11 protein-coding genes are annotated in these 12832 nt (G+C 53.8%); 3 read left to right on the forward strand and 8 right to left on the reverse strand.

What is annotated here, in order from left to right:
• The first annotated feature begins 66 nt into the window (after positions 1–66).
• Together RAC89_RS02390 and RAC89_RS02395 are read left to right on the forward strand one after the other, a co-directional pair.
• Positions 67–930, forward strand: coding sequence for a class I SAM-dependent methyltransferase (locus RAC89_RS02390; RefSeq protein ID WP_306611524.1), 864 nt, complete (start codon positions 67–69; stop codon positions 928–930).
• A gap of 3 nt (positions 931–933) precedes the next feature.
• Positions 934–1629, forward strand: coding sequence for an RluA family pseudouridine synthase (locus tag RAC89_RS02395; protein WP_306611525.1), 696 nt, complete (start codon positions 934–936; stop codon positions 1627–1629).
• Positions 1630–1664: 35 nt separating this feature from the next.
• Here the strand turns inward: RAC89_RS02395 and RAC89_RS02400 are convergent, their stop codons facing one another.
• The gene (locus RAC89_RS02400; RefSeq protein ID WP_306611526.1) at positions 1665–2612 is read right to left on the reverse strand and encodes a DUF1835 domain-containing protein; all 948 of its coding nucleotides are present in this window, start codon (positions 2610–2612) and stop codon (positions 1665–1667) included.
• Between the two features lie 76 nt (positions 2613–2688).
• Positions 2689–3126: a MarR family winged helix-turn-helix transcriptional regulator gene (locus RAC89_RS02405; RefSeq protein WP_306611527.1), complete on the reverse strand. Its 438-nt coding sequence runs from the start codon at positions 3124–3126 to the stop codon at positions 2689–2691.
• Positions 3127–3324: 198 nt separating this feature from the next.
• Here RAC89_RS02405 and RAC89_RS02410 point away from each other — a divergent pair, with 198 nt between their 5' ends.
• Entirely contained in the window at positions 3325–3495 is a 171-nt protein-coding gene (locus tag RAC89_RS02410) for a hypothetical protein (protein ID WP_306611528.1), read from the forward strand.
• Here RAC89_RS02410 and gyrA read toward each other — a convergent pair.
• From gyrA to RAC89_RS02440, 6 genes are all read right to left on the reverse strand, one after another.
• Positions 3486–5939 (reverse strand): DNA gyrase subunit A, encoded by a 2454-nt coding sequence (gene gyrA / locus RAC89_RS02415; protein ID WP_306611529.1) that lies wholly within the window; start codon positions 5937–5939, stop codon positions 3486–3488. The genes RAC89_RS02410 and gyrA overlap by 10 nt on opposite strands.
• A 23-nt stretch (positions 5940–5962) precedes the next feature.
• Positions 5963–7936 carry a DNA topoisomerase IV subunit B gene (gene parE, locus RAC89_RS02420; protein WP_284640129.1) on the reverse strand — a complete coding sequence of 658 codons (1974 nt, stop codon included), beginning with the start codon at positions 7934–7936 and terminating at the stop codon, positions 5963–5965.
• Between the two features lie 147 nt (positions 7937–8083).
• Complete coding sequence (locus RAC89_RS02425) at positions 8084–9076, reverse strand: ABC transporter permease (protein WP_306611530.1); 993 nt, start codon at positions 9074–9076, stop codon at positions 8084–8086.
• Positions 9069–10004, reverse strand: a complete 936-nt coding sequence (locus RAC89_RS02430) for an ABC transporter ATP-binding protein (RefSeq protein WP_306611531.1) — start codon at positions 10002–10004, stop codon at positions 9069–9071. Before RAC89_RS02430 ends, RAC89_RS02425 begins: the two co-directional genes overlap by 8 nt.
• Positions 10005–10021: 17 nt before the next feature.
• Positions 10022–10852 carry a GDSL-type esterase/lipase family protein gene (locus RAC89_RS02435; protein ID WP_306611533.1) on the reverse strand — a complete coding sequence of 277 codons (831 nt, stop codon included), beginning with the start codon at positions 10850–10852 and terminating at the stop codon, positions 10022–10024.
• Positions 10853–11687: 835 nt separating this feature from the next.
• Positions 11688–12821, reverse strand: a complete 1134-nt coding sequence (locus tag RAC89_RS02440; RefSeq protein ID WP_306611534.1) for a glycosyl hydrolase family 18 protein — start codon at positions 12819–12821, stop codon at positions 11688–11690.
• Positions 12822–12832 lie beyond the last annotated feature (11 nt).

The raw sequence follows: 12832 nt of genomic DNA on the forward strand, positions 1-12832 counted from the left end.
GGGCAAGTAGTGTAAAATGTTGAAGATAATACGTGTATCCACAGATGAAGGAAGGTTCGGAGCCCTATGTTTGCAGCTCAAGATTGGAAGGATTATGAATTGATTGATACCGGCGGCGGAGAGAAGCTCGAGCGCTGGGGGAACGTGGTATTGCGCCGTCCCGACCCGCTGGTCATTTGGCCGCTGGTAAAGGAAACGAACGCGTGGCGCCAAGCCGATGCACATTACCATCGGAGTTCAAGCGGCGGGGGCAACTGGGAGTATAAGAAAAAAATTCCCGAGCGTTGGACAATTTCGTACCGGGACTTAAAGTTTCATATTAAGCCGACCGGCTTTAAGCATACGGGGCTGTTTCCCGAGCAGGCGATCAACTGGCAGTGGATGATGGACAAGATAGCAAATTCCGGCCGCCGGATTCGGGTGCTGAATCTGTTTGCCTATACAGGCGGCGCATCCGTAGCCTGTGCGTCCGCCGGGGCGGAGGTATGCCACGTCGACGCTTCGAAGGGCGTCGTTACTTGGGCGAAAGAAAACCTGCAGCTGTCGGGCCTCGGCGACCGCCCCGTCCGTTTCATTACAGACGATGTGTTCAAGTTCGTACAGCGGGAGCAGCGCCGCGGCAGCAAGTATGATGCGATTATTATGGACCCTCCTTCCTACGGAAGAGGCCCGAACGGAGAAACCTGGAAGCTGGAGACGGATTTGTATCCGTTCGTGGAGTCCTGCGCGAGCATTCTTACGGATAACCCCCTGTTCTTCCTGATCAACTCTTATACGACAGGAATTTCTTCTACGGTATTGAAAAATATTTTGACCATCTCGCTTGGCTCGAAATTCGGCGGCTCCATCACCCACGGTGAGATCGGCCTGCCGATTACCGAATCCAAGCTCGCGCTGCCGTGCGGCATTCTGGGCCGTTGGGAGGCGTAGCCGATGGCTGGAGGCAGCAAGCCGGACATTCCGGTGCTGTATGAGGACAACCACGTCATCGTGGTGGTCAAGCCGCCGAATGTGCCTACGCAGGAGGATCATTCCCGTGATCCTGACCTGCTGACGCTGATTAAGGCGGATCTGAAGCAGCGGCATCAGAAGCCGGGCAACGTTTATCTCGGTCTGGTGCACCGACTGGACCGCCCCGTCGGGGGCGTCATGGTGTTCGCCAAGACCTCGAAGGCGGCGTCCCGGCTGTCGGATGCCGTGCGCACGCGCACGATCCGCAAGGAATACACGGCCGTCGTAAACGGCCGGCCGAAAGAGCCGCAGGGGTCGCTTCGCCACCACCTGCTGAAGGATGAGCGCACGAACACGGTGTCCGTCGTGCCGGCAGGCAAGCCGGGCGCCAAGGAGGCGCTGCTCGATTACCGCGTGCTGGGCAGCCTCGAAGGGCTGTCGCTCGTGCAAATCGAGCTGCATACCGGGCGCCCGCACCAAATCCGCGTGCAGTTTGCCGCGATCGGCTGCCCCCTCGTCGGGGACCAGCGCTATGGCGCGCACCTGACGAAGCCCGGGCAGCAGATCGCGCTGTGGTCCACGCAGCTCAGCTTCGAGCATCCGACCACGAAGGAGCAGCTTCGCTTCACCTCGGAGCCGCCCCGCAGCTTTCCCTGGTTGCTGTGGGAAAAGGCTTGATCCATAAACAGAGCGGCTGTCCTCTTTGGCGGGGATCAGCCGCTTTTCCAATGAAAGCCGCCAAACCATGCCTCTCTTGCCTTCAAAGCGCTCCAACATACTTTTCCCGCAAGGACCTCCCTGCCTAGCTCCGTTAGCGAAATGACATGCTCCCTAAACGTCGGCTCTGCTCGAAGAAAGCTTGGAAATCCCTCTTCTCCTTGGATACGCACTAGCGCATAAGGCCCCTCCGACATTTGCGCCAGATGATACCAGTACTCCAAATCGCCCATTCCCAGCAGGCTCAAACGACCACCCACCTGATGAAACAAGAGGTGAGGCGACGTGATCCCTTCCTCCAGCAATTCCAGTGTGGTCCGCTCAATCGACCCTAAGCCGCTCGGATCCGAAGGAATGCGAGACAAATGCGCCTCAAAGGCCGCCCTGGCAAAAGGAAGCGCCGAGGTATCCTCTTGAAGGAATACGATGTGCCTATCCAATCGACCGGAGGAATAAGAACTCCAAAACCTCTTGGCCGCCTCAAATTCCGGCTCCCCTACAGCCTGCCTTATCCCGAACAAAGCGATGAGCTGCTCCGATGTCAGCTGCCCTAGTCCTCGAAAATCCTCAATGCCTGGATAGCCTCCGATGCATACCAAACTCAAGCTAGTGTCTCCATGAGACTGTCGTGCAAACCAACGAAGCAAATAGCATAGCATTGTTTGATCAAAGAGATCATGTTCGAACCACAATACGATCTCGTTATACTTCCTGAACTCCTTGAGAGCCTGCTCCTGCGTCTCACAAAACGCAATATAGTCGGAGCTCGGCAATCCGATACCCTTTTCCAAAAACGCTGCTCTTACAGACCGGTTGCCTTCCTCCTCCATATCTTTGAAGATCGGTCCGAACGGATACACTTCCCGCCAAACGAGGATGTCCCCTTGGGCGCCGCCTTGCCTTAAGCGCTCTCCTACCGTATCGCCATTCACAATATGCAGCACGAATCCCCCTCCTCGCTTTATCCGCACATAAAAAAAGGCCATCCCCTTAGAAATAAGGAACAGCCGTTTGTATACATCACACCGACACGCTCGTCGGCTTTTCCGCGTTTGTCACCTTGCCCAGCAAATACACCAGCAGCTGCTGATTATGCGACGAAATACGGCTGAGGTACGACTGCAGGAATTGCTCGCGCACCTGCATCCCCCGTTCGCATTCCGATTGCCCTTTCTCCGTGACCAGCACCCAGACGATGCGCCGGTCCTTCTCATCCCGCTCCCGGATAATCAATCCGCTTTTTTCCATCCGGTCTAACAACGTCGTGATCGCTGCAGGCGTCGTCGCCAAATATTCGATGAAATCCGACGGCTTCATTCGTTCCTGGCCCGAATACATCAGCAGCTCCAGTACGGTCAGCTGACCTTCCGTAAGGGTTGGCGCCAGCTCCGCCTCCATATGCGTACGCAAGTCCTTGGACAATTTCCACCACAGCCTGGCAAAATCTTGGGTTACCATGCGAATCACTCCTGTAAACCGATTTCTTTATCCTAATTATACCACTAGGCGACAGGGAAAGAAAGGTTAATCACCTAAATAGTTTAGGACATAAATCGATAAAAACAGGTACCAGACGAGCCTATTCTACATATGCTGCAAGCAGGAGCGTCGCCTGTAGGCAAAGCTTGTCAAACGGTGGAAGGAGCGTGATTCCCTATGGAAGACTGGAAACAGCGGCTCGGTGAAGCGGCATTGCAGCGAGGTGTAATCAAAGACCCACAATGGCTCGAACGTCTGGACGATTCGATGCCAGTGTGGGCCGTGCTTCAGATGATGCTGGAGCTGCTCGATCGGCTCGAGCCAGAGGAGTACATGAGCTACGACTGAGCAGCCGCGGTAACGAGCTTCAGCACATCTACTACGGTTTCATTTTTATTTAGTGCAATGAGCTGCTTACCGGTAGACTTCCGATCCTCGATCGGCGCCTGCTCGGTCGAGAAGGCTGCCTTCTCGCCGGTGCTAAGCACCGCAGTAAGCTCAAAGGGCTCCGTTACGGTAAAGGCTCGAACCAAGGCATCTCCGTTCGGCTTCACTCGTTTGCCTTCTTTGAATTCGAAGGTTTGCAAGCCTTTGCCGCCACGACCTTGCACCATGTAATCGAATACTAGCGTACGCTTCACATAGCCCAGGTCGGACACTACCACCAGCTCTCCCTCATCGCCCGAGAGCCAATCTGCGCTGACCACTTCGTCCTTCTCCTGAAGCGCAATTCCGCGAACCCCTGCAGCTGCGCGTCCCATCGGGTTGACCTCCGCTTCCTTGAAGCGAATGCTCATGCCAAGCTTCGTCACCAGCAGCAGGTCTTTATCTCCGGTGCTCAGCTTTACGTCCAGTATCGCATCGTTGTCAGCTACCTTAGCCGCAACAATGCCGCTGGAGCGGTTTGTGAAGTATTCCTTCAGCTCCGTCCGCTTCACTTGGCCCTTACGGGTAACGAACACCAGCGATTTCCCCGGTTCTTCGAAATCCTTCACCGCAATGACCGAAACGATCCTATCGTCCTTCGGGATCGGAATTACGTTCACGATAGCCGTTCCGTTCTCTTTCCATTTGTACTCCGGTACTTGATGGACAGGCAGTAAATAACACTGGCCCTTTTGTGTGAAAATCAGGAGATTCTCCAGCGTGTTCACATCCAGCAGGTAACGAAGGTAATCGCCTTCCTTCAGCCCCGTCTTATCGATCTCGCCGCCGGAACGGGCGAACGACAGATAGCCTGTCCGCTTAATATAGCCCTCATTCGTCAAAGTCACATACACGTCCTCGGCAGTGACCATCACTTCAAGGCCTACCTTCAGCTCCTCCACCTCGTCCTGGATCTCGGAGCGGCGGGCTACGGCGTATTTATCGCGAATGACGCTCATTTCTTCCTTGATGACCGCCAGAAGCTTCTTCTCGCTGCCCAGAATCCCCTGCAGGTAAGCAATCGTCTTCTGAACTTCCTTCAGTTCCTTCTCGAGCGAATGAATCTCCAGATTGGTCAAGCGATACAGCTGCAAGGTCAGAATCGCGTCCGCTTGACGCTCGGTGAAGCCGTATTCCGCAACCAAATTGTTTTGGGCGTCCTGTCGGTTCTTCGAGCGCTTGATCGTCGCAATCACATCATCCAGAATGTTCAGCGCTTTCACTAATCCCTCGAGGACGTGAGCGCGATCCTCCGCCTTCTCCAGCTCGTACTGCGAGCGGTGGGTCACTACTTCCTTCTGATGCCCGATATAGGCTTCCAGCATGTCCTTCACGCCAAGCTGCTTCGGCGTTTTGTTCACAATGGCTACCATGTTGAAGTTATACGTGACCTGCAGGTCCGTCTTCTTAAACAGATACGCCAAAATTCCCTGCGCATCCGCTTCCTTCTTCAGCTCCACGACAATACGCAAGCCTTCGCGCCCACTCTCGTCCCGAACCTCGGCGATGCCTTCGATCTTCTTCTCAAGCCGAATGTTCTCCATGGCCGTGACGAGCCTTGATTTGACGACCTGATAAGGAATCTCGGTAATGACGATCTGCTGCTTGCCGCCGCGCATATCCTCGATGGCGGTGCGGGCACGCAGATAGATCCGTCCGCGGCCTGTGCGGAACGCTTCCTTGATCCCCTCGGAGCCCATAATGATGCCCCCTGTCGGAAAATCCGGCCCCTTCATGATCGTCATGATTTCCTCGAGCGTCAGCTCCTTGTTGTCGATCAGGGCGATGCACGCATCCACAACCTCCCGCAGGTTATGAGGAGGTATTTCCGTAGCGAAGCCGGACGAAATGCCGCTGACGCCGTTCACCAGCAGATTCGGGTAACGCGAGGGCAGGACGACAGGCTCCTTCGTCGTATTGTCGAAATTGTCCTTGAACAGCACGGTCCGCTTCTCGATATCGCGAAGCAGCTCCAATGCAATTTCGGATAAACGAGCTTCGGTGTAACGCATCGCCGCTGCCGGGTCATCGTCCAGCGAGCCCCAGTTCCCGTGGCCGTCGATAAGAACGTGCCCCATCTTCCAAGGCTGTGCCATCCGCACCATGCCCTCATATATGGACGAATCGCCGTGCGGGTGGTAGTTACCCATCACGTCACCGACGGTCTTAGCCGACTTGCGATACGGCTTGTCCGGCGTATTGCCTGCATCATACATCGCATACAGGATCCGCCGCTGTACGGGCTTTAGGCCGTCCCTAACGTCGGGTATGGCGCGGTCTTGAATAATATATTTGGAATACCGGCCGAACCGGTCGCCTACAACCTCTTCCAGGTAGGCCGGTAAAAAATTTTCGAGTGTGCTCACGTCTTAGAACGCTCCCTTACTCATTACTCTACATACTCGGTAAAATCAACATTCTCAATGATCCAGCGCTTGCGCGGGTCGACCTTATCGCCCATCAAGGTGGAAACGCGACGCTCCGCCTTGGCGGCATCGTCGATCTTCACCTGCAGCAGCGTCCGAGTCGTAGGATCCATCGTCGTCTCCCACAGCTGATCCGGGTTCATCTCGCCAAGTCCCTTATACCGCTGAAGCTCTACATTTTTGCCGAGCTCCTTGGTTAACGCAGCCAGCTGCTCATCGGTCCACGCATACCGGACTGCCGAGTTTTTGCCCGCCTTCTTCGTTACCTTGTATAGCGGCGGCTGGGCGATGTACACCTTCCCTGCATCAATTAACGGCTTCATGTAACGGTAGAAGAAGGTTAGCAGAAGCACTTGAATGTGCGCACCGTCCGTATCGGCATCCGTCATAATGATGATTTTGGCATAATTGCTTTCCGATTCGTCAAATTCCGGACCGACGCCCGCTCCGATCGCAGCAATGATCGCCTTGTATTCCTCGTTCTTCATAATGTCAAGGAGCTTGGCCTTCTCGGGATTCATCGGCTTGCCCTTCAGCGGCAAAATCGCCTGATGGCGGGAATCCCGACCTTGCTTCGCGGAGCCGCCTGCCGAGTCGCCTTCTACGATAAACAGCTCATTCTTGGTATAATCCTTCGACTGCGCCGGTGTCAGCTTGCCGCCAAGATTCGAGCTCTCGCTCTTGCCCTTCTTGCCGCTGCGGATTTCCTCCCGCGCCTTCCGTGCCGCTTCCCGCGCTCTCGCGGACTGAATGGCCTTCTTCATGATCATCTGCGCCGTCTGCGGATTCTCCTCCAGGAAGACGGCCATCTTGTCCGACACCACGGCATCGACCGCGCTGCGCGCCGACGCACTGCCGAGCTGGTCCTTCGTCTGTCCGACGAATTCGACCTCGCCCATCTTGATGTTGATGACAACCATCATCCCCTCGCGCAGATCCTGTCCGTCGAGGTTCTTCTCCTTCTCCTTCAGAATCCCCGTCTTGCGCGCGTAGTCGTTCATTACCCGCGTATAGGCCGTCTTGAAGCCGGTCTCGTGCGTCCCCCCGCCGCGTGTCGGAATCGAGTTGACGAAGGAAGCAAGCGTTTCCGTATAACCGTCGTTATACTGCAGCGCCACCTCCACTTCAATCTCATCCTTCTCCGACACGAAGTGGATCACATCGTGCAGCACCGTCTTATCCTCGTTCAGGAACTGGACGAATTGGCTTGCCCCGCCTTCATACTGAAACTCCTCCTGCTTGTCCGTACGAAGGTCCGTAATCGTCACCTTCAGGCCGGAGTTGAGGAATGCAATTTCCTGTAATCGCTCGGCAAGCGTGTCATAGTTGATTGTCGTTCCTGCCTGGAACACCCGCTTATCCGGCTTGAAGGTAACCTTCGTCCCGGATTTGCGCGTGTTGCCCAGAACCTCCAGGTCCGTAACGGGCTCCCCTACATGCTCTTTGCCCTGATCATCGACCCAATATTCAAACCGCTGGCGGTGAACCTTGCCTTCACGATAAATCTCCACCTCAAGCCATTCGGACAACGCATTCGTGACCGAAGCCCCTACCCCGTGCAAACCACCGGATTTCTTGTAGCCTCCGCCCCCGAATTTTCCCCCGGCGTGAAGAATCGTAAATACCACCTGCGGTGTCGGAATGCCCGTTTTGTGCATGCCAGTAGGAATACCGCGGCCGTTGTCCTGTACCGTGACCGAATTGTCTTTATGAATTGTGACATCGATCTGCGAGCAGAATTTGGCCAAATGCTCATCTACCGCATTATCGACGATTTCCCACACCAAATGGTGCAAACCGGAGGAGCTGGTGCTGCCGATGTACATCCCCGGACGCTTTCGAACGGCCACTAGGCCCTCCAGCACCTGGATATCATCTGCACCATAGTCGACCGGCTTTTCTGCGGTTTTTGCAAACAAATCAAGTTGTTCCGCCATCGCAGCCTCCCCAAACAGTAAGTCATCTCCGTTGCAACTGTTACAGCGTGGAATCACGAGATCCGTTGTCAGTCCATCCACTTGCAACCGAACATGTCAGTTGTCAACAGTTTTTACAGCTAATCTGCATTATAACATTTGATCCGCTTAGTTCAACACATCTTTTTTCGTAAAGACAGTAAAAGAGACAATGACCGACAGCAATCCCCACACGGTAAGCACCGTTAAGGAGAAGGGCAGGCTCATGCCTTTGATCGGCGGCAAGGCGCCGCTTAAGTAGTCGGTGAGCTTCAAATTGACCATAAACAAATATTTCGCCGTCTCCCAGGACGAGACCATGCTGGTCAAAATCGTACCCGAGATGAGCACCGCGAGCATGATCCCCATGCCTGCCGCCGTACTTCGAACAAGAACGGACACCATTAAGGTAATAATGCCCACAATCAGCGCGGTATACCAAACCAGCCCGAATTCCATCAGCAGATAGAACCATTGATCGACCGCCCGGACATAGGAGAAATCGACCTCCGTCCCATTCACCTGAAAGCCCATAAATACCGGCATATCCCAGCCGCCATATCCAAAGACAACGCCGGAAATCCCATAAGCAATGAGACCTGTGGCTATCACCGTAAAGGAAACGAACAAAACCAGCGTGATGTACTTACTCAGTAAAATTTTGGAGCGCTGCACGGGTCTTGTTAATAAAAGCTTGATCGTACCGGTCGTATGCTCGCCGGAGACGAGGTCTGCGGCAATCACCATAACCATAAGAGGGATAAAAAGGCCGATCGCATTTTTAACGAATTCTCTTGTAAAGGTTACCCCGTTCGGACTGGACGGATTCACATCTTTATCCAAATAGTATTGCGCCTGCTTAATCTCGACACGACGCCACTGCTTCCATTCCTCCGGCATGCGGCCGCTGGAGAGGCTTCGCTGATAATCCGTAATTTTTTGTCTAAGCTCAACACGCCAATCCGTCGTGCCGAACTGCTTGCGGGCATTATCGGCGACCTTCATTTGCGCATAAGTAAACATTGGGATAATGGCCGCCAGTATTAATAAGACTACCAGCAATCGCTTTTTCTTGACGATCTTGATGCATTCGTTCACGACAAGCGGATACAAGCTAACCAATGCGCTCCCCCTCCGTCAGCTGCAGGAATAAATCCTCTAAGGTCGGATTTTTCGTTTCAATGCCGTACAGCTCGATTCCGGCTTCGATCATTCGTTTGGTAACCTCAGGAACGTCCTCCGGGCTTACCTCCGTCGTTATCGCAGAATCGGCATGATCGTCCGGCTGCGGGGCGTTCAGCACCTTCACATTCGGAAAAAAAGACAGCACCTGCAAGGCTGCTTCCTTCGGCGATGCCTTCCAGAGCACCCGGCTGACGGACCGGTCGACCAGCGCGGATACCTCGCCGACCTGAATGACCTCGCCCTGGCTGATGATGGCGACCCGGTCGCACATTTGCTGAATTTCACTTAGCAAATGACTGGATACGAACAAGCTGAGACCGCCATCCGCCAGCTTGCGAATAAATTCACGCAGCTCCTTAATCCCTTGCGGATCCAGTCCGTTCGTCGGCTCGTCCAATATGAGCAGCTTGGGGTTGTTCAGCAGAGCTTGCGCGATCCCGAGACGCTGACGCATGCCAAGGGAGTAGGTCTTGACCACATCGTGGATGCGTTTGTCCATGCCTACGATCTCCACGACTTCATGAATGCGTTTCTCGTTCACGCCCGGCAGCATACGGGCGAAGTGTTCCAGGTTTTCCCAGCCGGTAAGATAGGAATACAGCTCCGGATTCTCTACGATACATCCGACATACTGGAGCGCCTGGTTATGCTGCTTATGTACGTCGTAGCCGCAAATTTGAATCGTGCCCTCCGTCGGCCGTATGAGGTCGACGAGCATACGTATCGTCGTCGTTTTTCCGGAGCCGTTCGGCCCCAGAAAGCCGAAAATTTCCCCCGCATACACCTCGAAGCTGATCCCTTTAATAATTTCCCGATTTTTGATGCGCTTCTTCACCCGGTCGACGGATAAAACCACCTCTGGCATAAAGCTCTGCCTCCCCTCTACTTCAATATGTCGGCAATACGCCCGGCGATCCGCTCGTAGCCGTCCTGATTGGGATGAAAATGATCGGTATATAAATATTTATTGAGATTCAATTCGAACAAATCGAACGTCGGTACTACCGTGATATTCGGGTATTTATTCGCAATCTCAAAAGCAGCCGTATTCCAGCGCTGTACGAGCGGCGAGCCTTCCCGCTTCGGGTCGAGATCGAGGAACGGATGATACAAGCCGACATACATAATTTTGGCCTTCGGGGCCGCTTTGGCCACTCGATCCATCACCTGCTCCAGCCGCTTGACCGCCTCCGGCAGCCGCTGCGCCGCAGCCTGCGGATTGAAGCCTTCTCCCGTCTGCGGATTCGTGAACAGATCTTGTCCCCCCTCGAACAGATCGTTGCCCCCGATGGTAAACAGCACCAAATCCGCCTCCGACAACGATTTATCGATATCCTTCTTCGCGTCCCAATCCTTCAGTAAATCATACGTACGAAACCCCGGGATCGCGAAATTATTATAAACGAATACAGGCTTACCCAGCTGCTCCTGAAGCTTCTCCTTCACCTGCCCTACGTAACCTCTGCCGGACAAGTCTCCGGTCCCTGCACTGAGAGAGTCCCCTAAGGCGACGATACGAATTTGCCGCTTCGCAGCCCAATTTTCTTCTACGGGCTTAGCTGCCGCTCCTCCGGGAACCGAGGTTTCCGTACCGGTGATGGGTGCAGGAAACATGATTTCCTTGATTGCATAACCGAAGCCGACCGCGCAGACGACGGTTGAGACCAATACGGCAGCTCCTGTCACGCGCCATAGTCTTTTTGCCGAGTTCATGCGTTACGTAGCTCCCCCCGTGGTAAATTGCAAGTTACTTTCCTTTTTAGAGTAGCGGTTTACGAGGGGATTTGCAAATAGGGCTGTTGTGGGGTTAAAGAATTAGACAGCTTCACTTTATCGCAGGAAATATCCTCAGCCTCAACTCAAACATCTTGTTTGCCGTCATTTGATTAGAATGTTATGGTGTAGACGGCAAGCCACAACTCGCGGCTGAAGATATTTTCCCGCTAATCCGAAGATGTCACTTTCTAAACCATCAAAACAGCCCCATCGGAAATGGGGGAGAGAATAGGAAAAACCGTCCGGTTTCGGACGGTTCTTGGAAGATCTATTCGTGCTGCATGGGATCGGAGATAAAGAGCTCCTCCCTATAGCTTTTCTCTCCCGGATCTACTCTTGCTTATATATCCATGGATTCCTTTGGAGTATTGGGACATTTCTGCAAATAGACAGCTTTTTTCCTTGATTTGTGTCCGATGCAAGAGGATTTCTGCGTATGTACAACATTCCAAGACCATTTGTCTCGGTTCAAAGCCATTGTGTACTTTTAAAGATGCTGATTCTCACAAATCTCGTTCTTAAACTCAATTAGTATCGTGGATTTTTGCACTATAGCAGCATTGCAGCCCTGGATGGTCACCTGACGGAATGAGTACGTTTAACCACACACAACGAAGCTTATGCTCCGCCGCATCCGACACAACGGAGCAACCTTTACCCAAAGCGGGGAGGACCCAGATGTAACGATACCTTTTTGAAATCGAGGAATGTCGATGAGGGCAGCCGGACTTTGAGGCCGAGGAGCTATTTTCGAAACATGAGCGGCTAGCTGCTACAACAGGGACCATATGTCGTGTGATTCCATGCCTAAATACCAGAAGGCTGCGCCGCCGAGCTGGTATTTCTCCACAAGCTGGAGCCGCTGCTCCAAGGAGGCTTTGTCCTCCACCCATAGCTGGTGCCGCTGACTGCCTACCGTATATTCTGCGTAATGCTGCTTCGCTTTGGAAAGCCATCGGAGTGACAAATTCCTGCGTTCCGCTTCGTTTCGAGCCTGAGTCATGGACAGCTGCTCACTGGTCAAGGTTTCCTTTTCCGAATCGGAGGTCCACTTTCTCGTAAAGAGAGGAATGCCCAGCAAAATCTTATGTGCCGGCGCTTCCTTCAGCAGCAGCTTGATTCCTTCCTCCACCCAGGGATAAGAAGCGGCGGGGCCGGCCTTGCTTCCTCCCGGCCAGTGCTCCTCATAACCCATCAGGATAAGATAATCGGCTGCTTTAGCCAACTCCCTGCGGTCGTAGGAGCCCGAATGCGGATCAGGGTTATGCCGCGTGAGACCGACCGTTGTGGTTTTTCCAAGCGGATGCAAGGACTCCCTAAGCGCCGAAACCGTCTCTGTCAAGTGCGTTTTATTCCGCGGATTGATATTTTCGAAATTCACATTGATCCCATCCAGCTGATAAACCGAACACAGCTCGACCAATGCTTTCACCAGCTCTTCGCGCTTGGAGGCATCGCTCAAAATCATATCCGTCAGCTCCGGATCGAACCGGTTGCCCAGCATCGCCCAAACCTTTTTGCCATGCTCACGGCACCAGGCAACGAACTTCGCATCCACCGTTTGAGTCACATAGGGGGCCTCCTGCTGCAGCACCATCCACCGGGGGGATACGATATCGACGGGTGCCGCACGCTCCGTACGCTCCATATAATCCGTTGTGGTGCCGAACGCATGCCAGCCGACGATCAGACGCTCGCGATGCTCCCGTATGATATGCTTTTTCCGAACCCAACCGACCCTGCTTCCCCCCAAACGGATTTTATAATAATATTGGCTTTCGGATAAAATGGGGGCCTGTTCCTCCCGTAAAAGGGAGGCCAACACCTTGGATTTGACAGTTGGAAGGGAATAGGCGTACGTCTTTTCACAGTTAACGATGCCCACTGACAGCTTTTTACTCAACATCGCTCCTCGCC

This window comes from Paenibacillus sp. GD4 (genome assembly GCF_030846225.1).
Lineage (GTDB): Bacteria > Bacillota > Bacilli > Paenibacillales > NBRC-103111 > Paenibacillus_G > Paenibacillus_G silviterrae.